The sequence below is a fragment of the Chryseobacterium sp. Tr-659 genome, assembly GCF_011752975.1.
GTDB lineage: Bacteria > Bacteroidota > Bacteroidia > Flavobacteriales > Weeksellaceae > Chryseobacterium.
Window position 1 is genome coordinate 1 of sequence record NZ_VWWP01000014.1, and the last position, 25,973, is coordinate 25,973.

Here is a 25,973-nt window from a genome sequence, read left to right on the forward strand (position 1 = left end):
TTATTTACCACACTTCATCAGCGACAGAGTCGCTTTTCTTTGCAACCTTAAAATAAAACGATCAATTAAGAAAGCTTTGCGTTTATTTTTCAATTTTAAAAGCCATAATCCTATGCATTTTTACTGCAACTTTTATTTTTGTTAAATGTAAAGCATTTTATTTTTGGAACGCAAAGCTTTATTTTTACAATAATATATTTTGAGGCAGCTAAGAATGAATCGATTTTCAATCGATTAGATAAAGCTCTTGTTTTATTTACCACACTTCATCAGCGACAGAGTCGCTTTTCTTTGCAACCTTAAAATAAAACGATCAATTAAGAAAGCTTTGCGTTTATTTTTCAATTTTAAACGCCATAATCCTATGCATTTTTACTGCAACTTTTATTTTTGTTAAATGTAAAGTACTTTATTTCTGGAACGCAAACCTTTATTTTTATAATAATATATTTTGAGGCAGCTAAGAATGAATCGATTTTCAATCAATTAGATAAAGCTCTTGCTTTATTTACCACACTTCATCAGCGACAGAGTCGCTTTTCTTTGCAACCTTAAAATAAAACGATCAATTAAGAAAGCTTTGCGTTTATTTTTCAATTTTAAAAGCCATAATCCTATGCATTTTTACTGCAACTTTTATTTTTGTTAAATGTAAAGCACTTTATTTCTGGAACGCAAAGCTTTATTTTTATAATAATATATTTTGAGACAGCTAAGAATGAATCGATTTTCAATCGATTAGATAAAGCTCTTGCCTTATTTACCACACTTCATCAGCGACAGAGTCGCCTTTCTTTGCAACCTTAAAATAAAACGATCAATTAAGAAAGCTTTGCGTTTATTTTTCAATTTTAAAAGCTATACTCCAGCAGCTTACAGTTCCTCGAAATGACAAATTCGTTATGTATTCTTCAATGCAAGTACCTCAGCCGGATTTGCAAAAGCTCCCCCATCTGTAATTGCTGAAGAATGAAAATAATTCGCTTTTGTAAATGCTCTTAATGCTTCAATATTCGAGGAACGAAGTCCGCCCCCTACAAGAATTTCTATTCTTCCGTCAGAAAGCTCAACTAAAGTTTTCAGATTTTCTTTTCCTTCTGATACATTAGGTTTCTGGCCGGAAGTGAGAATAGTTTTAAAACCGCATTCTATTACGTTTTCCAAAGAATCTTCCAGGTTTTTTGCTCTATCGAAAGCACGGTGAAAAGTACATTGAAGTGGTGCAGCCAATTCTACCAAAGCTTTATTCTGCTCTATATTCACTTCATCATTTTCATCCAGAATTCCAAATACGAAACCATCTACATTCAATGATTTCAATTGAATAAGATCATTTTTCATCTGTTCAAATTCTTTTTCCGAGTAGGTAAAGTCTCCTCCTCTCGGACGAATCATTACAACAATAGGAATATTGATTTGTTCTCGAAGTTCCTTTGTTATTTCAAAACCGGGAGTCGTTCCTCCTTCACTTAATCCATCACATAATTCAATTCTATCTGCTCCGTTTTCAAAAGCTATCATTGCCGATTCCGGATTAAAACACGCTATCTCTATTTTTGACATTTTTATTGTATATGCTTAATTCAACTTGGGTTCTTCCTGCAAAACATCTGCAATTAAAAAAGATCCGTTTTCTTTTATTACTTTAATTTTTACAGGATATTCAGCTTTAACCTTCTGGTCCGTAAGAATGACATTAAAAAGAAGATTATTTCCTTCCTCAGAAATTAACTGGCATTTTGTTACTTTTACTTCATACCAATCTTGTCCGGTGATTAGAAATCCTACACCAATTCCTGCTTTATTTGTATCAAATTTACCTTTCCATTTATCCCGGAACTCTTGTTCAGTAAGGCTCCCATCTACATCAAGATCAACATTCATAGCATCTGTTTTATAATCAAAATACTCTTTTGTAGTCATTTTCTTCATATTCTCCCCTTCACTTCCAAGATCATCTTTAAAATACTTCTCAATATTTTTTTCCAGCCATTTTTTGGCTTCTTCAGAAGTATTTGATGTAGTATTCAAAACTATTTTTTCTTTTGACTGTAGTGGCTCTACAGTAGTTTTAGTCTCCTTCTTCTCTTCCTTGCATGCTATAATCATGAATAAGGAAGCGATAATCGTTCTTTTCATATCTTGTTTTGGTGTATAGTTTTTTCCTAAAGCCAATAAGGCTAAGGTTTCCTGTAAAATGGGCTTTCTTCTAAAGCTCAGAAAATTAGCCCGTTTCTATTGATTGATTTGGATTACAATCCACTTATTTTAAAGCAAATTCAGGTGTTTCAAGGCGGTTGCCCTTCTGATCGTGTACTGCAAAATTGAATCCGTCCTGAATACAGTAAGAGCCATACTCTCCTTTTTTATTAATTGCAATAAACCCAACCTGAATATCTTTCAGATTTTTGTTTCTTCTCTGATTGATCTTTACAATCCTGTCCACAGCTTCCTTACAGGCTTCCTGCGGATTTCGGCCTTGCCTCATGAGCTCAACCACTAAATGTGTTCCTACGGTTCGGATCACTTCTTCCCCATGTCCTGTTGCTGTAGCGGCACCTACTTCATTGTCTACGAATAAACCGGCTCCGATAATCGGGGAATCTCCCACCCTTCCATGCATTTTAAATGCCATTCCGCTTGTGGTACATGCTCCGGAGAGATTTCCCTGTGCATCTAAAGCGATCATTCCTATGGTATCGTGATTTTCAATATTCGCGACAGGTTTATACTGGCTGGTTTTCAGCCATTCTTTCCATTCTTTTTCTGATTCCGGGGTAAGAAGATTTTCTTTTTTAAAGCCTTGTGAAAGGGCAAACTGCAGTGCGCCATCTCCCACCAGCATTACGTGAGGTGTTTTTTCCATTACAGCTCTGGCAACAGAAATCGGATTTTTGATATGCTCCAGACAGGCTACTGAACCGATATTATAATTATCATCCATGATACAGGCATCCAGAGTTACTCTACCATCTCGATCCGGCCGGCCGCCATATCCCACACTTCTTTCCTTAGGATCTAATTCTACGATACGAACACCTTTTTCAACTGCATCTAAAGCTTTTCCTCCTTTTCCGAGAATAGTCCACGCTTCTTCGTTCGCTTTCAATCCGAAATTCCAGGTAGAAAGGACTATCGGTTTGTTGATGGCTTTAACGGGAGTATTTTCCGGTAATTCTGCAGCCATCAGATCCAACGGGTTTACGGCAAGCGCAGCTGTTGCTATTCCCAGCTTTTTTATAAAACTTCTTCGGTTATTGTTCATGGTATCTCAAATTATTAATACTTAACAAATCTAAAAAAAACTTCCATGAAATCCTTAGCACAGCACAAGGAAATCCGTGTATTATTTTTATTTATCTTTACCGCTGTAATGGATTCATTTAAAACATTCAGGAATATTGCTTTTTTTCAGGAATTATCTGATGAAGAAATCAATATTCTTGTCAGCATCAGTACTCCAAGACTTCTTCGTAAAAAAGAGAAGCTGGCAGAGCCTGGTCAGTCTTTTAATCATCTATTCATCATGTCTCATGGATTACTGAGATTTTTCTTTGACGATGAAAACGGAACTGAAAGCAACCTTTTTTTACCTTCAGAAAAAGAAGCCTCCATTATGGAAACTCCGGAATCCTACTCTGAAGAAACGGAAAGAAAATATACTATAGAAGCGGTTATTGAGAGTCATATTTTTCTGTTCAATAAAAGTGAGTTTGAAGAACTTGCATTTCAACATAGGGGTATTTATAATGTATACCTGAAATCTCTGAAGATGATCATCAATATCGCAAAAACACGCATAGAGCAATTTTGTTCTACGTCTCCGCATTCGCGCTATGAAGAGTTTCTGGAGAAAAGGCCATTCACTTCCCAGAACGCAAACAGAAAATATATTGCCAATTTTCTGGGTATTACTCCTAATTCACTTTCCAGGATGACCGCCCGTATTCATAAAAAAAGGAACGACAGAAAAAAATAACTTAGGAATACTTTTTCTCACTTTATTCATTCTATTTTTGCTTACTCAAAATACGATTACACAAACAATTAAAAAAGCAAAATGAGAAAATATCACCTAAAAAAAACAACTGTTATTGAGTAAGCTTTAATCTTCCCTTAAGATTCAAAGTAATCGGCCGTAGGATTTTTAATCATCCGGTTATCCCCCTTGTTTTACATTTAACATCATTTTACCCTATACAATTATTTATGCAAAGAATATCAATACTTCTCTGCCTGTTATTATCATGCAATTTTGTTCAAGCATCCACAGGCAATTTAGAAGATACTATAGCAAATGCTGCATCCTGGTTAATTTTACTTGTTTTACCGATTGCAGGAATTTACCTTTTCTGGAAAGTTCACATTTATCCGGAAAAAGTAGCTGAGAAAAAGAATCATCCTCAGCTGAAAGCCATAAAAAGTATGTGCCTCCTTTCCCTTGTTTTTGGAGGCCTTTTATGGCCAATTGCCTTAATCTGGGCCAACTATGATTATGGCAATGAAAACGATCAGAAAAAAGACACAAACCTTATTGAAGAAAAAGAAATTATAACGCCCGAAAATTAACAGAAATGCTGGAATTACTTATCGCAATATATGCCGGAATATGCTGGCTTCTCATTAAAAAATTAAAATTGATCCCCTGGACTTTTACCACACAGGTTGTAGTGTATTCACTGCCAATCTTTGGATCTATTGCTTTAATATTAAGTTTAAATTTTTATTGTCCTATTACTTCAGACGTAAAAGTAGGAAACAGAAGTGTGGATATTACCACACAGGTTTTAGGAAAGGTAAAAAAGGTATATGTAAGTACTAATCAGGAAGTAAAGAAGGGAGATACTTTATTCGTGTTAGACAGAGAGCCTTATCTTCAGGAGATCAAATCTCTGGAAGCTAAACTCAGCAATATGAAGGCTACTGTAAGTTCTTATAATACGGATATTTCCGCATCCAGAAAAAATATTGCAGGTTTACAGTCTCAGCTGGATCTTGCCAATAAAAGAGTGGCACAGTATCAGGAGCTGGTGGAGGCTGGTGCTGCCAATAAATTTGATCTTGAACAAGCAATCACTAATGTTCGTGATCTGCAGTCCCGAATCAGCGCAGCACAATCACAGCAGCAATCATTGGAAACTAAATCCAATGCATCTTATGGTGGTGAAAATTCATCTGTATCTGAGATTCAGGCTAAATTAGAACAGGCTAAATGGAACCTTTCACAAACTGTTGTTCTTGCACCTACAGATGGAGTTATCCCAAACGTACAACTCAATGAAGGTGCTATCATGGCTCCTTTTAAATCTGCGTTTGTTTTGATTCAAAAACAACAATCTGTTATCGGCTTTTTTGCTCAGAATGAACTGGAAACGGTAAAGAATGGTGATGAGGTAGAACTTGCCCTTAAGACAGAACCTGGAAAAGTGGTTAAAGCCAGACTTGAATATGTTATTGATGCTACCAGCCAGGGAATTATGAATAACGCAGGAGGAATGCTTGGAGGGAACGGATCTGTTGCCGGACTTCCCGATACCGCGAGACAGCTTCCGGAAACGGATGGAAAACTTATTGCCAAATTCGTGTTGGAAGATGGCCAGAAACAGCTGACCGTTGGAGCAAGGGGAACTGCTGTTATTTATTCGGATCACATCAAACCATTACATCTTATCCGAAAAGTGATGGTCCGTATTAATAGTAAAATCAATTATCTGATCCTTAAACTTCATTAAAATGTATAAAAAATTAATTGTACTGGGAGTGCTTTCTGTGAGCTTAAGTTCATGTATCGGATATAAAGAGCCTACTCAAGAAAATATGGATCAGCTCAAGAAAAAAAGTGAAATTGCAGCTCATATTGAAATTCCAGACGACTGGATATTCGACAGAAAAGCAAATTCAAGATCTCTTTCCTATGACTGGATTACGGATCTTAAAACACCTCAGCTGGATACACTGATTGATGAAGGGATGTTATATAATGCGGATCTCATCATTGCTAAAGAGAAACTTAATCAGATTGAATTGGCTATGGAGATTGCAGGAACTCATCTTTACCCAAGTGTAAGTGCAGTTGCCAACACTTCAAATAATCTGATAAGTGATGCTCAAATCCGACGTCTTGCTTTAAAAGCGAGTTGGGAAATAGATCTTTGGGGCAAAAATAAATCGGCACAAATGGCTGCTACAAGTAATTATTTTTCGGCCAAGCACCAGAATACGTTGCTGCATCAGTCTATTGCAGGGATGATTGCAAAAGCTTATTTCCTGAATATTGCGGGAAACATTCAGGAGGATATGATTCAAAATTATATTCAGAAATCCAAGGATCTTGAAAAACTATATATCGTTCAGAAAAAAGTGGGAACTGCTAATGCTTTAGATATTTCCAATATATCTGCGGAAATCATTTCACTGGAAGGATATCTGGAAAAGGTTAGAAATGCCAATGTACAATCGAGAAGATCATTAGAGCTCCTTACGGGAAAATATCCGGAAGGGAAACTGGCTACACAGAATTTTTTTGTTCCGGTAAAAAATGATATTCCTGAATCTTTTCCTCTTCAGCTTCTGGAGAACAGATCAGATATACAGGCTGGTCAGTTTCAGATAGAAAAAGCATTTTATGAGGTACAGCAGGCGAAAGCCTCCAGACTTCCTTCATTGAATATAAGTTCTTCATTTGGAACTGCCGGAAGTAACGTAGAGTCTATCAATTCTCTGTTTTCTAATCCTTTATTAAGAGTAGGAAGCGGATTGGTTTCTCCGATATTCAACAACGGAAAACTAAAAAAGAATGTGGAAATAAAAAACTCTGAGCAAAAACAGGTGGTTGAAGAGTATTCGAAAGCCGTTTTGAATGCCCTGAATGAGGTAGAATCATCGTTAGCAAATCTTCATTCGATTGAAAAGCAGCTGACGTATAACATTAAAGCTGTTAATGAACTTAAAAATAATATTAATCTTACCCAAAAGCAAATCAAAGTAGGTACAAATAACAGTTTTGTGCTTATCCGAAAGCAAAGGGATCTTCTTAAAAATGAAATGAACCTCATCAATCTGGAGCTTCAGTACAGAATAGAACGAATCAATCTGTATATGGCTCTGGGAGCGGAGAATTTCATTTACTCATAATTATACTTCGAAAGACTGCAGAGATCATCTGTAGTCTTTTTTTATAACCACTCTGTCCAAAATTCTCTGAATCTTTACCACATCAGGCACAAGAGAATATGAGTTCCTTTGATGGAATATTCGGAATAATTATTAATTTTTTAATGGGGTAATTTATCCCTGAAATAGCCATATACCCATGTTCCGGCAACAGCACTCAAAAGGGTTATGGATACGGCTAAAGCTCCTGTTCCTATTTGTGCAAAAAGCGGTCCCGGGCAGGCTCCTGTTATGGCCCAGCCAAAACCAAATATCAATCCGCCGTAGATTTGCCCCTTATTAAACTTTTTAGGGATGAATGTAATAGATTCACCATAAATTGTTTTGATGTTGAATTTTTTAATCAATCCAACAGAGATCATTCCTACCAAAACAGCACTTCCGATGATTCCATACATATGAAAAGACTGGAACCGGAACATTTCCTGTATCCTAAACCAGCTTATTACCTCAGCTTTGACGAAAATAATTCCAAAAATAATTCCTGCTGCAAGGTATTTAAGGTTATGATACCATGGATGATCAAGGCTGCTTTCATTGATACAAACGGAATCCTGATGACGGATATCTTCTTTTTCTTTTATCATTTTTTCAAATTCATTTTAAAGTTTTACTTACAGCGAAAGAATGATGGGTAAAATAAGGTTAGCCATTAAAAAGCCGCCTATCATAAAACACATGGTTGCCACTAAAGATGGCCACTGCAGATTGGAAAGCCCCATGATGGCATGTCCGCTTGTACATCCTCCTGCATATCTTGTTCCGAAGCCCACTAAAAAACCACCTACAACCATCACTATAAATCCTCTCAGTGTAAATAAGCTTTCAAAATTCATCAACTGTATTGGGACGAGGTTGCTATAGTCTGTAATCCCGTATCCGGCCAGTTCGGTTTTCAGATTGGAATTAACTTCAATTTCCGCAGGATTAAGCAGAAAATGGGCAGCAATTATTCCTCCCAAAAAAATTCCCAGTACGAAAAATAAATTCCAGGCTTCTTTTTTCCAGTTGTATTTGAAAAAATTTACATTTGCCGGTAAGCAGGCAGCACAGATGTGCCTTAATGAGGAACTTATTCCAAAGGATTTATTTCCCATGATCAACAGAGCGGGAACGGTAAGCCCGATCAATGGACCTGCAACATACCATGGCCACGGTTGCTTTATTATCTCCAACATATCTTCTTTTTTATTTTGAATTATCTAAGATCAATGATTCCTGATTCTCCGGCTGAGGTGATATAATAAGCTCCCCGCACCAGGCAGCCTGTATAAATCTGTTCTATTTTCATATTACTTATTTTTTCCCTTTTGGGGTATATTAAAAGAGTAAATTGTTTTCTGATGCAAATCTCCCGCTTTCTTTTTTCCTCTACTGCTACTTTTGTTACATAAGGCATATTGAAAAGATTTAACATGAAATGATTCTCTTGTAACTTTTTCATCTATACCTCTGACCTATTAAATATTAAGCTTTACAGCCATGATCAGAATAGTATTTATTTTCAGTTGTACTCTGTTAACCTTATTTTCCTGTAAGAAATCGGAAAAGGATATTGTGATCGATTATTATAATAAAGGAAGGTTTAACGGAGTTCTTCTTATTGTAAAAGAAGGAAAAGTGGTTTGTGATACGGCATTGGGCTTTAAAAATTTTGAAAAGAAAATCCCTTTAACGAAAAATACGCCCTTCTGTATTGCTTCTATTTCCAAACCTTTTACTGCTTTAGGAATTATGCTTCTCCAGCAAGAGCATCTGCTTTCATATGATGATAGAGCAAGCCGTTATGTTCCGGATCTCCCGGCCTATGCGCAACATATTACTGTACGGCAGCTGCTTACCCATACTTCCGGTCTGGCAGATTATGAAAACGTCCTGATTCAGAACCGTAAGATTACCAATGATGATGTTCTCAACTTCCTGAAAAAGCAATCGGGATTAAGATTTCCTTCCGGAAACCGATTTGAATACAGTAACAGCGGTTACACGATATTGGGACGTATTATAGAAACTTTATCCGGACAATCATATGGCAAATTCATGCAAAGCAGAGTCTTCATCCCTTTAAAAATGGAACATTCCTTTGTGTACGATTCCGAAACTGTTCCTCCTTCCGATAGGGCTGAAGGTTATGATATGAATAAAAAGCCGGATGATTATTATCTGCTGACTATTGGTGACGGCAGTATTTATTCTACGACATGGGATCTCTACAAATTTGATCAGGCATTAAAAAAACATCAATTATTGAATGAGGAGAATTCTAAAATAATGTATGAATTGCCCATTTTAAAAGATGGTAAAAGAAGTGAATATGCTTTCGGATGGTATGTTTCTGAGGGTACAACAATGCATACGGGAGGAATTGACGGTTTCAGATGTGTTATGTGGCGGGATCTGAGGGATAACAGCTGTATTATTGCATTAACAAACCAGGGAGATGCTTTTCCAGTATATCAATTTCTGAACGCGGAAAAAAAGGCATTATTGAGGAATAAATAGATTGCTTCATCTTTAGTTCGCGATGATTATCTTAACCACACGTAAAAATTCTTTGAGTTTTCGCCACCTCTCCAAAGAGCGGAATGTGAGTGTTTATTATTTACGTGTAGGAAAATACTACTTATCTGTAGTTTTCAGGAGAACGATCTTATTTCTGCCGAGTTTCAGTCTTCCTTCTTCTTCTAGTTGTTTGAGAAGTCTGGACACTACAACCCTGGCAGTTCCTAATTCATTGGCAAGTTGTTCATGAGTAGTATTGATGGTATCGGAGTGCGTAAACTCCGATTTTTTTTGAAGAAGATTCAGGAGTCTTTCATCCACTTTTTTGAAAGCAATAGCATTAATGATATCCAGTAGTTCTTCAAACCGTTTATGATAAAGCCGGAAAATATAATCCAGCCACTCGGGATGTTCTTTGATAAATAAAGAGACTTTATCTACCGGAAGAAAAAGGATTTCCGCATCTTCTTCTACTTCGGCTTTTACGATACTTTTCTCATTATGCATTCCGCCCAGAAAGGACATGATGCAGCTTTCTCCTGCTTTGATGTAATACAACAGTATTTCTCTTCCGTCTTCTTCGGTTCTGATCACTCTGATCATTCCTTTCATCACAATAGGAATGGAACGGATAGAGGCGTTTTCATCCAGGATAATATCACCTTCACTGTAATTTTTCGTTATTCCATTTTGGTATAGCTTTTCTACAAGGTCCGGTGAGAAAGCAAATTCTGAAGCAAGGATGGTATTCTGCATGTTGTAAAGTTCTGCATTGCTAATTTACGCCAATTTCATCAACAAATAGCCATGCTTTTGAGTCTGCTCCGGGATTTCCTGCCGGAATGATTCCTGCATTTTCAATTATCACTTTAAGGTATTTTGTGTTTTGGGATCCTACATTCACTGTAATTTTTCCTTTCGCATTCTGGATATCCTCTTTTCCAAGCTCTTTAATCAACTTAAAATTTTTGTTATCATCTGAAACGAAAATCTTTGCTGATTTTGCAAGATGAATCCAACTTCCCTTATTTTCCAGCGTATTGAAATAAACCTCTGAGAAACCTGTTTTGTTTCCGAAATCTATCACAGCTACTACATCTTTTCCCTGAAATCCTAACCAGGTTTTTCCCAATTGTCTTGAGTTTCCGATAATCCCGTCCACTAGTGTAAAAGCTCCCCCGAAAGAATAGTTTTCACTTGGCTGCTGCTCCAGGCTGATCTTTTTCCCTGTTGTTTTTGAAACGGTGAATTCCTGTGTAGAGACTGCACTTTTCAGCTGCCCATCTTCAAAATAAGCAGATTTAATTGTTAAAGAATTTGGAATTGAAACCGGATTCTGATAGGTTTTAGAATTTATGGTAGGGACTGTTCCGTCTAATGTATATCTGATTCCGTTTGAGTTTTGAGAGGTTGAAAGTTCGTAGGCAATTCCGTTGTTCGCTGGAATTACTTTTCCGGAAATATTATAAATACTTTTCGCGTAGTTTACATTCATTTGATCCAAAACTTTGAATTGACTGATCACCCTGTTTTCAAATTCTTTATAATTTTTAGGGTCTGATGTTCCCCACCCCACTTCAGAAAGAGCCATCAGTCTTGGGAAAATCATATATTGTACATGTTTAAAATCCAGAATATATTCAGTCCATAAATTGGCCTGAACTCCCATGATATATTTTGCCTGTTCTGCATTCAGTTCGGAAGGAATAGGATTATAAGAGTATACTTTATCCAGCGGTGTAAATCCTCCGAAAGCATTCGGCTCCGACTGAGGGTCACCCTGATAATGATCGAAATAGCAATATGCTCCTGGAGTCATGACAGCAAAATGTTTTGACTTTGCCGCCTCAATCCCTCCGTTTACGCCTGTCCAGCTCATTACAGCTGCATTGGGAGCCAACCCTCCTTCGAGGATCTCGTCCCAGCCGATGATTTTGCGTCCTTTACTGTTCACATATTTTTCAATTCTATGGATAAAATAGCTCTGCAGACCGTGTTCATCTTTTAAATTATTCTTTTTAATCAATTCCTGACAATGTGCACATTCTTTCCATCTGGTTTTCGGGCATTCATCACCGCCGATATGGATATATTGGGACGGAAACAACTTTATTACCTCATCCAGAACATTTTCCAGAAATTTGAATGTTTCATCTTTCGGGCAGAAAACATCATCGAAAACACCCCATTTCGTTGCTGCTTCAAAAGGTCCTTTTGTACAGGCAAGTTCAGGATAAGCGGACAATGCTGCTAATGCATGCCCCGGCATTTCTATCTCCGGAACAACCGTAATATGTCTGTCCTGAGCGTACTTTACCACCTCCTTAATTTGCTCCTGCGTATAAAAGTAAGGTCCATAAGGCTTTCCGTCGAAAGTATTGTCAACATAAGCCCCAATCATAGATTCTTTACGTTTTGAACCGATTTGTGTCAGTTTCGGATATTTTTTAATTTCTATTCTCCATCCCTGGTCATCGGTCAAATGCCAATGAAATGTATTCAATTTATACATTGCGAGATAATCGATATACTGCTTAACTTCTTCTACTGTAAAGAAATGACGGCAAACATCCAAATGCATTCCTCGCCATGCAAATTTTGGCTGATCTTCAATTTTCATCGCCGGAATGTTCTTGCTGTCTTTATATTGTTCAATGATTTGAATTAATGTCTGAAGTGCAAGAAAATACCCTTGTCTGGTATACGACTGAATGTGAATTTGTTTCGGAGAAATTTCAAGGATATAAGATTCTTCTTTTCCCTCCGAAATTTTTGGCAGCTGTGAATAGATCAGCTGGGCATCTATTTTTTTTGAGGTCTTAAACTTTGTAATTGATGGCAAACGCTTTTTGAAATATTCTGTTTCCTGTTTAGGAAGGCTCTCGTCCAATTTAAAGTTTTCAGGGATTATAAACTCCCCTGTTAAGGCTTCAACTTTTTGAGGATAAGGAATCAAATTCAATTTATTCTGAGCTAAAATTATATTTGAAAGTAATACTAAAAATACAAAAAAGGTTCGTACCATTGGATGCGGTTAAGGTTTTAGCTAAGATAATTATTTTTCAAAAACTGATGACTTATTTTAAGCATAAAGTTACATTAGTTATATTTTCGCAAAGTTTAGGAGTAATTCTCTTTCGCGGTAAGATAACCATATTCCTCGAAGTATTTCTATATTCATTTTAAAACTATGGTTTGCTTTTTGATAAGTATAGACGACTTAAAAAAAATAACGTTTAAATTTGTAAAAAAATACGATGAAAAAAAATATTTTTCTGGCAGCCGGACTTTTCTTTTCTATTTCAACCCAGGCACAGCTTCTGGATATGATAAAATCTACTGTTAAAGATAAAACAGGAGTAGATCTGAACGTTCCGGTGAAAACTAATGGTACTGCAGCACCAAAGACAACAACTACAACCGCTCCTTCAACTGCTGCCAATAGCTCGCCGGTAAATCTTGGAAATCTTACATCAACACAAATTTCTTCAGGACTAAAGGAGGCATTAAATATCGGAGTTACGGATGGTGTAAAAAAACTGGCTGTTACAGATGGATTTTTCAGGAATGAGGCAGTGAAAATCCTGATGCCCGAAAAGCTAAGAAAAATTGATACTACATTACGCTCCATCGGAATGGGAAGCCTTGCTGATGAAGGAGTAAAACTTTTGAACAGAGCTGCTGAAGATGCCGTAACCGAAGCTGCTCCTATTTTCACTAAAGCTATTACTTCTATGACCATCACTGATGCTAAAAATATTTTATTAGGCAGTGATAATGCAGCAACAAGCTATCTTCAGACCAAAACCCAAAGCCAGTTATTCAGTGCTTTTCAGCCTAAAGTAAAGGCTTCATTAGGAAAAGTAGGTGCTGATGCGGTATGGAAAAACCTGATCTCAAAGTATAATACATTTACAGGCCAGGCTGTCACAACAGATCTTAATGAATATGTAACCACAGAAACCATCAACGGTGTTTTCAAAATGGTTGCAGATAAAGAGAGCGGGATCAGAAACACTCCGGCTATGAGGACTACCAATATTCTGCAGAAGGTTTTCGGAGCACAGGATAATAAATAAGAGTTATATATCAGCTTACAAACCAGCTGTTAAATATATCACCTATACAAGTTTCGGCCTCACTTTGTGAGGCCGAAACTTGTATATTGTAATCAGATTAAAATCTTAGAATTGCATTTCAGGAATTTCTCCTTCTATAATGAGATCAGCTTCTGTAGCTTTGATGATATCTTCTACTGAAACTCCCGGTGCTCTTTCCACCAGTTTGAATCCTGCCGGAGTTACATCCAGAACAGCTAATTCAGTAACCACTTTTTTCACACAATTTACACCTGTTAAAGGAAGTGTACATTTTTTAAGGATTTTGCTTTCCCCTGCTTTGTTTACATGCATCATGGCTACGATAATATTTTCGGCAGAAGCTACCAAGTCCATGGCTCCTCCCATTCCTTTTACCATTTTTCCGGGAATTTTCCAGTTGGCGATATCTCCGTTTTCTGAAACTTCCATAGCCCCCAGGATAGTAAGGTCTACTTTCTGACCACGGATCATTCCGAAGCTGAAAGCAGAATCGAAGAATGAACCTCCTTCTAAAATAGTAATGGTTTGTTTTCCGGCATTGATGATATCGGCATCTTCTTCACCTTCAAAAGGGAAAGGTCCCATCCCCAAAACTCCGTTCTCACTCTGGAATTCTACGGAAATACCTTCCGGAACATAGTTGGCAACCAAAGTAGGAATCCCAATTCCCAGGTTTACATAATAACGATCTTTCAGTTCTTTTGAAATTCTTTTGGCAATTTGTTCTTTTGTAAGCATAATAAAAACTTAGACTGCAATTTAATTATTTTCAGTTGAATACAAAAGGGCTTTGTTCTGCTTAATAATTAACACTGTTAGTTAAAATAATATCTGTAATTTAGCTTAATTATTTTAACAGAATGAAAATACTTTTTAGATATCTTAAACCTTATCAGTGGTTAATTGTTATTTCTTTACTTTTAGCGACTATTAATCAGGTTTTTTCTTTATTTGCACCGGCTATTACAGGAAATATACTGGACCAGCTGGTAACTCATCCTAATTTCTTTGACAAGGAAAAACTCTTACCCAGAAATCTGCATGAATATTTATACGGAAGCCCGGTTTATCATGGTGCTTTTTATTTTTTAGGATTGCTAATCGGAACAGCAATGGTAAGCAGAATAGCCAAAGCTTTTCAGGATTATGTAGTAAGTGTGATTACGCAGAAGTTCGGAGCCAAAATATTTACAGATGGTCTGAAACATTCAATGGCACTCCCTTATCAGGAATTTGAAGATCAAAGAAGTGGTGAAACCTTATCCATCTTAACGAAAGTAAGGGAAGACACAGTTAAATTCATCACGAATTTCATCAATATTTTCTTTGGAATTTTAGTCAGTATTATATTTGTTTCCGTGTACGCAATCCGCCTGCACTGGTCGATTATGCCGGTATATATCTGCGGGATATTTCTGATTGCGTTTGTCACCAATTTATTGAGCAAGAGAATCAAAACCATTCAGAAGAACATCGTTTCTGAAACAACGGCTTTAGCAGGAAGCACAACTGAAAGTTTAAGAAATATAGAAATTGTAAAAAGTTTAGGATTAACCAACCAGGAAGTTATCCGTCTCAATAATAATACGTATAAGATCTTAGGACTGGAGCTCAGAAAGGTTAAAAGTATCCGTTCATTAAGTTTCATTCAGGGAACTATGGTTAATTTTCTTCAACAGATGATTACTCTTACCCTTTTATATTTAATCTTTAAGAATATTGTAACTCCGGGGCAATATCTGTCTCTTATGTTTTACGGGTTTTTTATTTTCGGGCCCATGCAGGAGATCGGGAATATTATTATTTCTTACCGTGAAGCAGAAGCATCTCTCCTTAATTTCGATCGCTTAATGAAAAAAGAAGTGGAAGAAAAGCCGCTTCATCCGAAACAGATCGGGGCTATTGAAGAGCTGGAGTTTAAACATGTTTCTTTTAAACATCAATCAGCTCAGTATAAGGCTTTGAACAATATTTCTTTTGATCTTAAAAATGGAGAAACCATTGCTTTTGTGGGACCGAGCGGTTCTGGAAAAAGTACATTGGTAAAATTACTGGTAGGGCTTTACAGACCTCAGGAAGGTAATATTTTTTATAATGGTATCAATGGAAAAGAATTTGATTTTGATGAACTGAGGAACCAGATTGGCTTTGTAACTCAGGATACTCAGCTTTTTGCCGGAACCATCAAAGAAAATCTTCTTTTTGTAAACCCTCATGCCACGGAACAGGAATTAGCTCTTGCTTTACAGAAATCGAGCTGTACAGCATTGCTTGAAAGAGCTGAAAAAGGAATAGAAACCGTAATCGGTGAAGGAGGATTAAAACTGAGTGGTGGTGAAAAGCAGAGAATTGCCATTGCGCGGGCACTTTTAAGAAAACCTCACCTGCTTATTTTTGATGAAGCTACCTCTGCGCTGGACAGTATTACTGAGGAAGAGATCACTTCCACCATCAAAGACATTTCTAAAGAAAGAGAACAGATTACGGTTCTGATTGCCCACCGTTTAAGCACAATCATGCATGCGGATAAAATATACGTCCTTGAACGCGGACAAGTTATAGAAACAGGATCCCACGATAATTTAATTTCTGAAAAAGGATTATACTATGCGATGTGGCGGCAACAGATCGGGGAAAGAAAAACACTTACTCCCCAAACATAAAAATAAAGCGCTGAATGTATTTTCAGCGCTTTTATTTTATTATTTGAACTTATTCTTTAGTTCTTACTGTTCTCTGCTCAATTCTCTTTTCGAATTTGTCTCCCTGGAAAATTCTCTGGATCATGATTCCCGGAATATGGATCTCATTTGGATCTAACTGCCCCGGTTCAACCAATTCTTCTACTTCGGCAATCGTGATTTTTGCTGCACCTGCCATGGGATGGTTAAAATTTCTTGCAGATCCTTTAAAAATAAGATTCCCTGCATGATCACCTTTCCAGGCTTTTACAATAGAAAAATCTGCATCATAAGCATGTTCAAGAATATGTGGTTTTCCTTTGAATTCTTTTACTTCTTTTCCTTCTGCTATTTCAGTTCCGTATCCTGCCGGAGTATAAAAAGCAGGAATTCCAGCCTGTGCCGCCCTGCATTTTTCAGCTAAAGTCCCTTGTGGTGTAAGCTCTACGTCTAATTCGCCTGAAAGCATTTGTCTTTCAAATTCTGCATTTTCTCCTACATAAGAAGAGATCATCTTTTTGATCTGTCTTTTATGAAGCAGTAAACCCAATCCGAAATCATCTACTCCCGCATTGTTAGAAATACAGGTAAGATCTTTCACATCGCTTTCTACTAAAGCATTAATTGAATTTTCAGGAATACCGCAAAGTCCAAATCCGCCAAGCATCAGTGTCATTCCATCTTTAATTCCTTCGATGGCTTCCTTTGCATTTTTTACTCTTTTATCTATCATGAAATATTAGATTTTTCTGTTGGCTAAATTTAATAAATTTTCTCAAATATCCGATGCCCGGAAATAATCTGAAAAATTCTGTTATTTCTTATTGTGACTATTTTTAATATTTAAATCGATAACATCAAACATATATTAAAAAAACAAACGATCCGGTTCATTTTTTACTATACTTCTCATCTTTTACATTCAGAAATATGAATTAGTAACACGAGCTTCCACAGATCAGCATGCAAATCTGAGAGAATTTTATACCACGCTGATTTTGCGGATTATGTAGGTTAATTATACTAAAGCAGGCTGCCATTTCTGACAGCCTGCTTATTCTTATTAGGTATTTACTTCTTACTGGATGATCAGTTTTAGAGTAAATAATTTTCTACCGTGTACTTTTACAAAGTATACTCCTTTCGGAAGGTTTTCGTTAACCAGAGAGAAACGCTGATTATTGATATTTTTTGATACATAAAGTAATTCTCCGGAAGCCGAGATCAATTCTATCTTCTCAATCGGATAATCACTCTTAATAAATGTAGGCTGCCCTGGTTTCGTAGGGTTGGGATACAGAACTACATTTTTCTCTGTACTTCTTGTTTCCTCGGTTCCTAGAGTTGGCGCAGCCACCTGGAATTGTACTCTGTTTGAAACTTCCGTATAAGAGTCGTTCGTAAACATTACCATGTAATAATTTCCTGGTGTGGCAGGTACTGCAGTTCCCTGTATTGTTTTTGTCCCCTGAGTTACTCCGTCAAAGTATGTATAGGAAACAAAGTTATCATCCGGTGTCTGAACATTTTGCGGATAAATTCCCAGCCAGTCTTTGATAATTCCCGGAGAATCCGTCCATGAAGCTGTGATATTTTCACCTAAAGTGTATACCGGTTTGTTGATCCACAGATCTGTAACGATATCTCCTACTTTAAAGAACACCTTCTCTCCTATTCCATTATATCCGTCTTCAAGCAGATACTGGGCATAATAGTATCCTTTCGGAAGTCCTGTGAAATTAAGTGTTCCTGAAGCAGCGGTTACATAGCTCCATTTTATAGAAGCGGTAGTTCCCGGGGTCTGCCCCATTTTATAGATTCCGATCCAGTCTTTCTGTAAATTAGGTCCGTCTGTAAAATTGATCACAACCGTTCCTCCTACCGGATAGGTATCAGCAGTAGCCTGCAACTGTACTTTTGGTCCTACATAGAAATTTTTCCTTGGAGTAATTTCCGTATATCCTCCATTAGCAAAAAATCCTGCAAAATATTGTCCTTTATTCGCTAAACCGCTGTTGAAAGTAACCGTTCCTGCTACCTGTCCATTTGTGTAAATATACCCTTGGGATGTTGCAGTAGAAGGAGTCTGGCCTTTTTTATAGATCCCAACCCAATCCTGTTGATTTCCAGGACCTCCTGTGAAAGTTGCAGTGATAGGCTCATTTAAGGTATATTCAGTTTTATCTAAAGTAAATGTAGGGTTCGAAACCACACTTCCTGTAATTTCAAACTGTTTTACATCACTCCAGTCGCTCCATTCCAGGTTTCTGTCTCTATATCTTGTTTTCACGTAATAGATCCCGTTTGGAATTGAGTTTGATGCTAAAGTAGCTTTTGTAATATCTACTCCATCATTCAGGTTCTTTGTCTTATCCGGTGTTCCGTTTCCGTCTTTTCCGAACCAGTTTTCAAAATCTCGGTAAAATTCTTTTTCAATAACTGAGAAGTTGGATGTTTTACTGATAAGAAACTGTGTAGTATTTAAAAGCTCTCCGTTTGAAGAGGAAAATGCGCTTCCATCTAATGTTAAAGGCAGTGTAATTGGCCCTGAGAATGTGTTTGTGATAGATGGTTTTGCCGGCTTAGGCTGATTTTTATATTTGTGGAAAGAATCTACCAATACGTTATTTTTCTTATTGTACACACCTCCAATGGAATAGCATTCAATATCTACTTTTCCAGTTGGCACATCTACTTCCACAATCTGGTAAGTCCAGTCTGTAAGTGTTTTCTGAACATCATCAAAGTCCTGTTCATTAGACATTCCCCAATACTGGTCCCAAGCTGTTCCTCCAGAGATAATCTGATATGTTGGTGAATTTTTTAACTGACCTCTGTGATACAAGTGATGGTGTGCACCCACATGCATTAAATATTTATCAGAAGTTACAAGAAGCGGAACCGCATTGTCTCTCACCCATGTAGAAATATCCCCTACATACTGCTCAGCCTGATAAGGTCTGTGGCTTAAAGAAATGATCCAGTCTACCGTAGAATCATTATTGGCTTCATTCAAAATCTGAGACAGCCAGGTCTGCTGTGCTGTTCCTGTATGTTCTGAACTCAAACTTATAAACAAAACGTTACCGGCCTGCTGGGCATAATAATTTTCATTTCCAGAAGTGATATTTTTATATTTAATTTCATCAATATAAAAATGGGCATAGTAAGAGTTCATTCCCAGAGTTCCGTATGTCTCATGGTTTCCTACCGTCGTTTGGATGGGCAGATATGGAGATAATTTAATATTCTTTTTAAAATGAACATTCTCATAATGATCCAGTGTTCCAACATCTACCTGATCTCCGACCATAAATGTAAGAGCAATATTATCTGACGGATCTGTACTGGCTCCGAACTTTTCTTTTAATTTCTTATAAGCATTTAAAGTAAGAGTGTCATATCTGGGCTCTGCCTTAATCTGGTTGTCTCCCATGATCAGGAAACGGATCTTACCATTTGCCGTTACCGCCTGCCCTGGCAAAGGAAGTGTTCTGAAGTTGTAAACAGCAGACTCATTTGCACCGGTTTTTATTTTATAATAATATTTGGTGTTAGGCTGCAGATTGGTAATCTTAGCTGTGTGATAATAATAATTGTTGTTGTAGCCTGTATCCGAAAAGATATTGGTAGTTCCGGTTACAGTAACATTCAGATTCGTTGGTGAATCTCCATAGATTACGGTTGTTTCATTATCGGAAGCAGTCTTCCAATTGACGATCATGGAATTCGGAGTCGGGTTTTGCAGATATGGAAACAAAACCTGCCCGAAAGCCATCTGGACCGCGAAACAAAAAAAGAAGAAATAATGTTTCATAATAGTTAAACTTTAAAGTGGTGTAAAGGGTTTTAATTTGTAAATCAGGAATTTAAAAATTTGTTGTTTTCATTTTTATTTCGGGCAAAAGTATGCTTCCCATATAAACTCTGCCTGATGGAATTTTAAAGAAACTGTTAATTTTTTAACAAAACCGGAATGAAAAAATTATAGTTTTTACTACATTAATTATTTGGTATATTCAAAAAGTATTTTGTACATTTGCAACCTGTTATTCAACCTCTGACGAAAAACGTGTAAGTTGCTTAGCTTTAACATTTTATTTTATTAATAATGGATTTATTAAAGTACGTACAAGACAAGTACATTGCTAAAAAAGAATTCCCTGAATTCAAAGCAGGTGATACAATTACTGTGTATTACGAAATTAAAGAAGGACAAAAGACAAGAACTCAGTTCTTCAAAGGAACAGTTATCCAATTGAGAGGTGCTGGTTCTACAAAAACTTTCACTATCAGAAAAATGAGTGGTGATGTAGGTGTAGAAAGAGTATTCCCTATCAACATGCCTGCACTTCAAAAAATCGAGGTTGACAGAAGAGGTAGAGTTAGAAGAGCTAGAATCTATTACTTCAGAGACCTTAGAGGTAAAAAAGCGAGAATCAAAGACGCTGCTTACAAGAAGAAATAATTCAGACAACAATAAATGCAAAAAGAGGCTGTTTACATGTAAACAGCTTCTTTTTTTGTGATATGCAGCCAAGCTACAATATCATTATCAATACTATTTTTTGTATGGGCTTCCTTTTCCTGTTTCCAGAAACAGTTTCAGACTATTCATAAATTGCAGCCAGCCATCAGAACAAATATCATAACATTCAACATCCGGAGATAAACCAATATGGGTAACCTGTAACTGCGTAAGGTTTTCTTTCTGCTCTATATTCCAGATTATAGTTGTACCAATCCATTCCGTCTGGTTATTTAATTCCGGCAAGGCAATCAACGAATCTTCAACGTCCCAGATCACTTTTGAGTGGTCTACCAGTTCCTTCACTCGCATAGTTTTGTAGATATTATCTCCAAATCTAATTGTAAATACAGCTCCTACCTTTGCTGCTGTTCCCTCAAACATTTCAGTCCACCAAAGAGGAATCTGCTGAGTAACCGCATTGTATGCTTTATCTGCTGCTGTGCTCACTTCAATGGCATGAGTATAATGATCTGCATTCGTTTTATTCATGGTTTTCATAAAATGATTGTATTAGGTACTACAATTTTAGGAAAACTTCCAGGCAATAGACTTTGCATAAGATAAGAAATACTTATGGAAATTTGAGAGCTTGCAGGATTTGATAGAAATATAAGATTTCGGAAGTAAAAATCGTCTTAAGTTTTGCTGTTTACTCCTTGTCAAGGTTTAAAACCTTGACAAGGAGTAAATTATCTACATAGGAAAGGAAATATTCACTTTATCAGAATATGTATTAATTGTAGAAAATACTACTCCTGTTTCATCAGATACTGTAAAGGTGTAGATGCGGTATGTTTTTTAAAAAACTCAATGAAAGCACTATCCGAGGAGAATTCTAATCTATGAGATACCTCTCCGATTGAATTCCCTTCCACCAAAAGTTCTATGGATCTCTGAAGACGCCATTGCTGCCGCCATTCCTGATAAGACAGCCCGGTTTCTTTTTTAAAAATACGGCTGATTGTTTTCTCAACAGCTCCCGTTTCTTTAGCCAGATCTTTTAGCATGGGAGGCATTGATAATCGTTGAGTCCAATCTTCTACTACCTTTTTAAAGCGTCTGTCTTTCGGCATTCTCAGTTCCAGTTTTTCTTTCGGAGCTTTACTTATTTCATCCCAGAATACCTTTAAAAGATTCTCCTGATCATTTTCAGGAACAGCCCATTCCCAAAAGCATATCCGTTCTACAATTTCTTTTAATAAGGGATTTACATGTAAAACTTTAAGACTCGACCTGATGAATTTTTCCGCATAAGCTGCATCAAAATAGATGGATCTGTATGCTACCATATTCCGGAAATTCACCCGATGGATTTCATGAGCCGGAATCCAGAGCATTCTGAATGGCGGAAGAACAAATTGTCTGTCCGAAGTCGTTACAGTCATACATCCTGAGGGCGCATACAGTAGCTGGGCCTTCGTTTTATGTTCATGAAATCCCGAATCATGCATTATCATATCAGAGGCAATTCCAATTACTTTTTTTTTCAAAGAATCTGCATCAAATTCTTCATTTTGTCTGAGCACAGCCATGTCCTATTTCTGATATTTTTTGTTTTTATATCATTATAAATATACATTGAATTTTTCGAAACTTTGCAGAAAAAAAATGATAAAGACAAACCCGCTCTGGCTGCTCATTCTGCTTATCATGCTTCCACAATTCGTAGAAACCATTTACAGTCCTGTTTTGCCAATGGTACAGGAACAGTTCGGAGTGAAAGAAGAATCAGCTACATTGACGATCAGTTTATATTTTATAGCCTTTGCTTTAGGAGTAGCATTTTGGGGGGTGCAATGCGACAGGATCGGAAGAAAAAAATCATTGGAATATGGGCTCATCACTTATGGAATTGGAACTTTAACAGCTATTTTTGCACCCAATTTTACAGTACTCCTTACCGCCAGAATTATTTCTGCATTTGGAATTGCCGTGGGATCAATTGTTACTCAAACGATTCTAAGAGATATGTATGACAAAGACAATATCAGCAAGGCATTTTCATGGATAGGTATCGGTTTATCCATTAGCCCTGTAATAGGAATGATTACAGGTTCTTTATTAGCTACTTCTACAAGACACCAGGGAGTGTTCATCATTTTGTGTTTACTATCGGTTTTGTTTTTTGTGCTTTCAGGAAAAAAAATAACTGAAACTCATCATTCAAAAAAAGAAATTACCCTTCATACTCTGGCGGCTCTGTTAAAAAGAATGGTCAGAGATCCTCAGATTATCAAATCATGTTTGTTAATTATGAGCTTTAATGTTTTGCTGTTTTCCTATTACTCGCTGGCACCGTTTATTTTTAAAGAGTATCATTATTCTTCATATGCTTTTGGGTATAGCAGTATTATACTCGCCACCGGAACTTTTATGGGAGCAAAGCTTAACAGATATCTTTTAATAAAAAATATACCATCTGAAAATTTAGTTCAGACAGGAATAGTAACTGCATGTATAGCAGCTGTCTTTGTATGGATTTTAACCGGTAAAGGAATCTGCTTTTTAATTCCTTACTTTTTTATTGTTATGGCCTTCAGTATTGCAATTCCTAATATATTGAGTACGGCATTGATCAATTATAAGACCGAAACCGGAAGTGCCGGAGCTTTGCTGGGTCTTATTTATTACATTCTGATAGGTTTAGGATTAGTGAGCATTGGACTGATACAAAACCTTGGGGTGTCGTGTGTAATATTTTCAGGAATCGGGGTTGTTGTTTTACTATTGTTTAATCAAAAAAATAAGTAGTAAAAGGGAAAATTGAAACATCAGGTCAAACGAAAATTCTATTTTATTTTATGAAATCATATAACGCATCAAAAAATTTAGAATAAACCTCTATATGGGGAAGATGTCCTACGTTTTCAATTTCTATCAGCTTCGAACCGGGAATTTCCCGTTGGGTTTTCTTCCCGAGTTCCTGATATTGTCCCATTTGAGACTGAAACTCTTTTGGAGCTCTGTCCTTTCCTATAGCTGTTCGGTCTCTTGTACCAATGATAAGTAAGGTAGGTACCTTGATATTTTTAAATTCATAACACACTGGTTGATTATAGATCATATCTGAAGTTAAAGCAGCATCCCAGGCTACATGTGGATAATCTTTATGAAGTGTCCAGCCGGCAATCAGATCCAGCCAGGGCTGATATTCTTCTTTCCATTTATTATCATAATAGAATTTCAACTGATAGTTTTTATAGGTATCTGCGGTATTTTTAAGCTCAGACTGATAAGCCTGATCAATGGTCTGGTAAGCTGCAAAGGTCTTATAATCTTCCAGCCCGATCGGATTTTCGAGGATCAGTTTCTGAATCCTTTCCGGATATAGTAATGCAAATCTTGTAGCAACCATTCCCCCCATAGAATGCCCCAATACTATGACTTTATCAATCTTAAGTTCATCTAAAACAGCTTTTGTATTGTCTGCAAGCTGGGAGAAAGAAAACTGGTAATTATGAGGTTTGGAAGATTTCCCAAATCCGATCTGATCAGGAATGATCACTCTAAATCCTTTTGCAGACAGGTCTTTTGCCGTTCTTTCCCAATAAGCCCCGTTAAAATTCTTTCCATGAAGAAGCATTATTGTATTCCCATTTGGCTTTTGGGGCTGTACATCCATATAGGCCATTTTCAGATTGTTATCCTGAGATTTTAGCGTAAGGAAATGAACCTCGTAGGGATATTTGTAATCTGTCAGCATAGCATCCAAAGGTTTAATCTGTGAAGACATAAAACCGGATACCATCACCAATGCCAATCTGCTTATTATATTTCTAAAATATTTCATGAAACTTTTTTAAGTATTAAAATTAAAAAAAACCGCTCCAAAGGAACGGCTTTCAACTGTTATTTTTATTTAAAATATTATTAATTACGACAATTCTGCCATTGAAATTTCTTTTTCTTTTTTTGAAGGCAGGTTCATTAAAACAATTGCAAAAAGAATCAGAGCGATTCCTGCCCATTGAATTAAAAAAACTTTCTCTCCCAGCAATACGAAAGCCATGGTTACGGAAACAGGAAGCTCCAGAGAGGAAACGATACTTCCTAATCCCAGACCAGCATTGGGGAAACCGATATTAAACAGAATCGGTGGAATAATGGTTCCAAACAAAGCAAGAACAGCTCCATAAGTCCAGAATATTGAATAATTAAATGAATGAATATGCTCCGTATTTTCTGTAAAGTTTAAGTAGATTGATTTTAAACTGTCAAAATGCATTGGTCCTATTTGTGCAAAGAATAAGAAGGCAAAGACTACTAGAGAACCTCCCGTCAGCATAATGATACTCTTCCTGAACACCGGCAGATGGGTAGCCAGCGTATTGGAGGTAAACATAGTGAGTGTATAAGAAGCTGCTGCCATCAATCCCCAGAAAACACCGTGCCAGTCCAGTTCTATTTCCATATTGATCAAATTGGTAGCCAGAACAGTTCCCAGCAATACGATTACCACGGAAATCACTTTTCTTGCATTAGGCAGCTTTTTGGTAAGAATACTTTCTACCACTACACTAAACCATACCGACTGCATCAGCAATACAATCGCGATAGAAACGTTGATATACTGAACCGCGATATAGTAAAACAAACTTGTTCCTCCCAAAGAAGTACCTGCCAGCATCAGCATTCTGACTTCTTTAGAGCTTGGTACTGATAATTTTTGTTTTGAGGTTAGGGTTTGAATAAAATTAAGGATCAAAAGTCCTGTCAAACCTAATACGAATTGGGAGGTAGTTACTTCTGAAGTTGTGAAGCCATCATGATAGGCCATTTTTACAAAAGTGGCCAACATACCGTATATACTAGCTCCAATTCCTACAAATAAAACACCTTTTAGTATATTTTTCTTCTTCATAATTTTTTTAACAGCCTGCAAAGGTACAACATATAAATTAAAGTACCCTGCAATGTTACCATGATAGATAAATAAAATCGCCACAAGCAAGCTTGTGGCGATCTTTATAACGGATTATAAGAGTC

General features: G+C 36.8%; 23 protein-coding genes. 9 read left to right on the top strand and 14 right to left on the bottom strand.

What is annotated here, in order from left to right; genetic code table 11:
• Positions 1-900 precede the first annotated feature (900 nt).
• The 3 genes from F3J23_RS20710 to F3J23_RS20720 all read right to left on the bottom strand — a co-directional run bounded on the left by F3J23_RS20710 (position 901) and on the right by F3J23_RS20720 (position 3,265).
• The gene (locus tag F3J23_RS20710) at positions 901-1,563 is read right to left on the bottom strand and encodes a copper homeostasis protein CutC (RefSeq protein WP_167033328.1); all 663 of its coding nucleotides are present in this window, start codon (positions 1,561-1,563) and stop codon (positions 901-903) included.
• Positions 1,564-1,578: 15 nt separating this feature from the next.
• Positions 1,579-2,139: a hypothetical protein gene (locus F3J23_RS20715; protein WP_167033330.1), complete on the bottom strand. Its 561-nt coding sequence runs from the start codon at positions 2,137-2,139 to the stop codon at positions 1,579-1,581.
• Between the two features lie 124 nt (positions 2,140-2,263).
• Positions 2,264-3,265 (bottom strand): isoaspartyl peptidase/L-asparaginase family protein, encoded by a 1,002-nt coding sequence (locus F3J23_RS20720; protein ID WP_167033332.1) that lies wholly within the window; start codon positions 3,263-3,265, stop codon positions 2,264-2,266.
• Positions 3,266-3,310: 45 nt separating this feature from the next.
• Here F3J23_RS20720 and F3J23_RS20725 point away from each other — a divergent pair, with 45 nt between their 5' ends.
• The 4 genes from F3J23_RS20725 (at position 3,311) to F3J23_RS20740 (ending at position 7,134) form a co-directional block, all read left to right on the top strand.
• Positions 3,311-3,979 carry a Crp/Fnr family transcriptional regulator gene (locus F3J23_RS20725; protein WP_167033334.1) on the top strand — a complete coding sequence of 223 codons (669 nt, stop codon included), beginning with the start codon at positions 3,311-3,313 and terminating at the stop codon, positions 3,977-3,979.
• A gap of 230 nt (positions 3,980-4,209) precedes the next feature.
• The gene (locus tag F3J23_RS20730; RefSeq protein ID WP_167033336.1) at positions 4,210-4,569 is read left to right on the top strand and encodes a DUF3302 domain-containing protein; all 360 of its coding nucleotides are present in this window, start codon (positions 4,210-4,212) and stop codon (positions 4,567-4,569) included.
• 5 nt (positions 4,570-4,574) lie between these two features.
• Complete coding sequence (locus tag F3J23_RS20735) at positions 4,575-5,732, top strand: HlyD family secretion protein (protein WP_167033338.1); 1,158 nt, start codon at positions 4,575-4,577, stop codon at positions 5,730-5,732.
• 1 nt (position 5,733) lies between these two features.
• Positions 5,734-7,134 carry a TolC family protein gene (locus F3J23_RS20740; protein ID WP_167033340.1) on the top strand — a complete coding sequence of 467 codons (1,401 nt, stop codon included), beginning with the start codon at positions 5,734-5,736 and terminating at the stop codon, positions 7,132-7,134.
• Between the two features lie 140 nt (positions 7,135-7,274).
• Here F3J23_RS20740 and F3J23_RS20745 read toward each other — a convergent pair whose 3' ends face one another.
• On the bottom strand, positions 7,275-7,760 hold the full coding sequence (locus tag F3J23_RS20745) for a DUF6691 family protein (protein ID WP_167033342.1): 486 nt from the start codon (positions 7,758-7,760) through the stop codon (positions 7,275-7,277).
• A gap of 27 nt (positions 7,761-7,787) precedes the next feature.
• Positions 7,788-8,351 carry a YeeE/YedE family protein gene (locus F3J23_RS20750; RefSeq protein ID WP_167033344.1) on the bottom strand — a complete coding sequence of 188 codons (564 nt, stop codon included), beginning with the start codon at positions 8,349-8,351 and terminating at the stop codon, positions 7,788-7,790.
• Between the two features lie 304 nt (positions 8,352-8,655).
• Between F3J23_RS20750 and F3J23_RS20755 the strand changes: the two genes are divergently transcribed.
• Complete coding sequence (locus tag F3J23_RS20755; RefSeq protein WP_167033346.1) at positions 8,656-9,675, top strand: serine hydrolase domain-containing protein; 1,020 nt, start codon at positions 8,656-8,658, stop codon at positions 9,673-9,675.
• A gap of 117 nt (positions 9,676-9,792) precedes the next feature.
• Here the strand turns inward: F3J23_RS20755 and F3J23_RS20760 are convergent, their stop codons facing one another.
• Positions 9,793-10,431, bottom strand: coding sequence for a Crp/Fnr family transcriptional regulator (locus F3J23_RS20760; protein WP_167033348.1), 639 nt, complete (start codon positions 10,429-10,431; stop codon positions 9,793-9,795).
• 19 nt (positions 10,432-10,450) lie between these two features.
• Positions 10,451-12,700, bottom strand: a complete 2,250-nt coding sequence (locus tag F3J23_RS20765) for a family 20 glycosylhydrolase (protein WP_167033350.1) — start codon at positions 12,698-12,700, stop codon at positions 10,451-10,453.
• Between the two features lie 232 nt (positions 12,701-12,932).
• Here F3J23_RS20765 and F3J23_RS20770 point away from each other — a divergent pair, with 232 nt between their 5' ends.
• Positions 12,933-13,754, top strand: a complete 822-nt coding sequence (locus F3J23_RS20770) for a DUF4197 domain-containing protein (protein ID WP_167033352.1) — start codon at positions 12,933-12,935, stop codon at positions 13,752-13,754.
• A gap of 105 nt (positions 13,755-13,859) precedes the next feature.
• Here the strand turns inward: F3J23_RS20770 and F3J23_RS20775 are convergent, their stop codons facing one another.
• Positions 13,860-14,513, bottom strand: coding sequence for a CoA transferase subunit B (locus F3J23_RS20775; protein WP_002980639.1), 654 nt, complete (start codon positions 14,511-14,513; stop codon positions 13,860-13,862).
• Between the two features lie 122 nt (positions 14,514-14,635).
• Between F3J23_RS20775 and F3J23_RS20780 the strand changes: the two genes are divergently transcribed.
• Positions 14,636-16,438, top strand: a complete 1,803-nt coding sequence (locus tag F3J23_RS20780; RefSeq protein ID WP_167033354.1) for an ABC transporter ATP-binding protein — start codon at positions 14,636-14,638, stop codon at positions 16,436-16,438.
• Positions 16,439-16,487: 49 nt separating this feature from the next.
• Here F3J23_RS20780 and F3J23_RS20785 read toward each other — a convergent pair whose 3' ends face one another.
• Positions 16,488-17,189, bottom strand: coding sequence for a CoA transferase subunit A (locus F3J23_RS20785; protein WP_167033356.1), 702 nt, complete (start codon positions 17,187-17,189; stop codon positions 16,488-16,490).
• A gap of 345 nt (positions 17,190-17,534) precedes the next feature.
• Entirely contained in the window at positions 17,535-20,273 is a 2,739-nt protein-coding gene (locus F3J23_RS20790) for a fibronectin type III domain-containing protein (protein ID WP_167033358.1), read from the bottom strand.
• A 294-nt stretch (positions 20,274-20,567) separates the two neighbouring features.
• On the opposite strand from F3J23_RS20790, the gene rplS reads away from it, so the two are divergent.
• Positions 20,568-20,924: a 50S ribosomal protein L19 gene (gene rplS, locus F3J23_RS20795; RefSeq protein ID WP_167033360.1), complete on the top strand. Its 357-nt coding sequence runs from the start codon at positions 20,568-20,570 to the stop codon at positions 20,922-20,924.
• A gap of 93 nt (positions 20,925-21,017) precedes the next feature.
• Here rplS and F3J23_RS20800 read toward each other — a convergent pair whose 3' ends face one another.
• Positions 21,018-21,476: an SRPBCC family protein gene (locus F3J23_RS20800; RefSeq protein WP_167033362.1), complete on the bottom strand. Its 459-nt coding sequence runs from the start codon at positions 21,474-21,476 to the stop codon at positions 21,018-21,020.
• A 260-nt stretch (positions 21,477-21,736) separates the two neighbouring features.
• The gene (locus F3J23_RS20805; protein ID WP_167033364.1) at positions 21,737-22,519 is read right to left on the bottom strand and encodes an AraC family transcriptional regulator; all 783 of its coding nucleotides are present in this window, start codon (positions 22,517-22,519) and stop codon (positions 21,737-21,739) included.
• A gap of 76 nt (positions 22,520-22,595) precedes the next feature.
• On the opposite strand from F3J23_RS20805, the gene F3J23_RS20810 reads away from it, so the two are divergent.
• A complete protein-coding gene (locus tag F3J23_RS20810; RefSeq protein WP_167033366.1) occupies positions 22,596-23,738 on the top strand; it encodes an MFS transporter in 1,143 nt (380 codons plus the stop codon).
• Positions 23,739-23,781: 43 nt separating this feature from the next.
• Here F3J23_RS20810 and F3J23_RS20815 read toward each other — a convergent pair whose 3' ends face one another.
• Positions 23,782-24,777 (bottom strand): alpha/beta fold hydrolase, encoded by a 996-nt coding sequence (locus F3J23_RS20815; RefSeq protein ID WP_167033368.1) that lies wholly within the window; start codon positions 24,775-24,777, stop codon positions 23,782-23,784.
• Positions 24,778-24,861: 84 nt separating this feature from the next.
• Positions 24,862-25,848, bottom strand: coding sequence for an EamA family transporter (locus F3J23_RS20820; RefSeq protein ID WP_167033370.1), 987 nt, complete (start codon positions 25,846-25,848; stop codon positions 24,862-24,864).
• Positions 25,849-25,973 lie beyond the last annotated feature (125 nt).

What these genes read in the sequence shown, in the direction of transcription:
- F3J23_RS20790 (WP_167033358.1), bottom strand. Translation starts at nt 20,273, where the DNA reads ATGAAACATTATTTCTTCTTTTTTTGTTTCGCGGTCCAGATGGCTTTC.
- rplS (WP_167033360.1), top strand. Translation starts at nt 20,568, where the DNA reads ATGGATTTATTAAAGTACGTACAAGACAAGTACATTGCTAAAAAAGAA.
- F3J23_RS20750 (WP_167033344.1), bottom strand. Translation starts at nt 8,351, where the DNA reads ATGTTGGAGATAATAAAGCAACCGTGGCCATGGTATGTTGCAGGTCCA.
- F3J23_RS20765 (WP_167033350.1), bottom strand. Translation starts at nt 12,700, where the DNA reads ATGGTACGAACCTTTTTTGTATTTTTAGTATTACTTTCAAATATAATT.
- F3J23_RS20780 (WP_167033354.1), top strand. Translation starts at nt 14,636, where the DNA reads ATGAAAATACTTTTTAGATATCTTAAACCTTATCAGTGGTTAATTGTT.
- F3J23_RS20820 (WP_167033370.1), bottom strand. Translation starts at nt 25,848, where the DNA reads ATGAAGAAGAAAAATATACTAAAAGGTGTTTTATTTGTAGGAATTGGA.
- F3J23_RS20800 (WP_167033362.1), bottom strand. Translation starts at nt 21,476, where the DNA reads ATGAATAAAACGAATGCAGATCATTATACTCATGCCATTGAAGTGAGC.
- F3J23_RS20810 (WP_167033366.1), top strand. Translation starts at nt 22,596, where the DNA reads ATGATAAAGACAAACCCGCTCTGGCTGCTCATTCTGCTTATCATGCTT.
- F3J23_RS20815 (WP_167033368.1), bottom strand. Translation starts at nt 24,777, where the DNA reads ATGAAATATTTTAGAAATATAATAAGCAGATTGGCATTGGTGATGGTA.
- F3J23_RS20805 (WP_167033364.1), bottom strand. Translation starts at nt 22,519, where the DNA reads ATGGCTGTGCTCAGACAAAATGAAGAATTTGATGCAGATTCTTTGAAA.
- F3J23_RS20725 (WP_167033334.1), top strand. Translation starts at nt 3,311, where the DNA reads ATGAAATCCTTAGCACAGCACAAGGAAATCCGTGTATTATTTTTATTT.
- F3J23_RS20735 (WP_167033338.1), top strand. Translation starts at nt 4,575, where the DNA reads ATGCTGGAATTACTTATCGCAATATATGCCGGAATATGCTGGCTTCTC.
- F3J23_RS20755 (WP_167033346.1), top strand. Translation starts at nt 8,656, where the DNA reads ATGATCAGAATAGTATTTATTTTCAGTTGTACTCTGTTAACCTTATTT.
- F3J23_RS20710 (WP_167033328.1), bottom strand. Translation starts at nt 1,563, where the DNA reads ATGTCAAAAATAGAGATAGCGTGTTTTAATCCGGAATCGGCAATGATA.
- F3J23_RS20760 (WP_167033348.1), bottom strand. Translation starts at nt 10,431, where the DNA reads ATGCAGAATACCATCCTTGCTTCAGAATTTGCTTTCTCACCGGACCTT.
- F3J23_RS20775 (WP_002980639.1), bottom strand. Translation starts at nt 14,513, where the DNA reads ATGCTTACAAAAGAACAAATTGCCAAAAGAATTTCAAAAGAACTGAAA.
- F3J23_RS20745 (WP_167033342.1), bottom strand. Translation starts at nt 7,760, where the DNA reads ATGATAAAAGAAAAAGAAGATATCCGTCATCAGGATTCCGTTTGTATC.
- F3J23_RS20740 (WP_167033340.1), top strand. Translation starts at nt 5,734, where the DNA reads ATGTATAAAAAATTAATTGTACTGGGAGTGCTTTCTGTGAGCTTAAGT.
- F3J23_RS20720 (WP_167033332.1), bottom strand. Translation starts at nt 3,265, where the DNA reads ATGAACAATAACCGAAGAAGTTTTATAAAAAAGCTGGGAATAGCAACA.
- F3J23_RS20770 (WP_167033352.1), top strand. Translation starts at nt 12,933, where the DNA reads ATGAAAAAAAATATTTTTCTGGCAGCCGGACTTTTCTTTTCTATTTCA.
- F3J23_RS20785 (WP_167033356.1), bottom strand. Translation starts at nt 17,189, where the DNA reads ATGATAGATAAAAGAGTAAAAAATGCAAAGGAAGCCATCGAAGGAATT.
- F3J23_RS20730 (WP_167033336.1), top strand. Translation starts at nt 4,210, where the DNA reads ATGCAAAGAATATCAATACTTCTCTGCCTGTTATTATCATGCAATTTT.
- F3J23_RS20715 (WP_167033330.1), bottom strand. Translation starts at nt 2,139, where the DNA reads ATGAAAAGAACGATTATCGCTTCCTTATTCATGATTATAGCATGCAAG.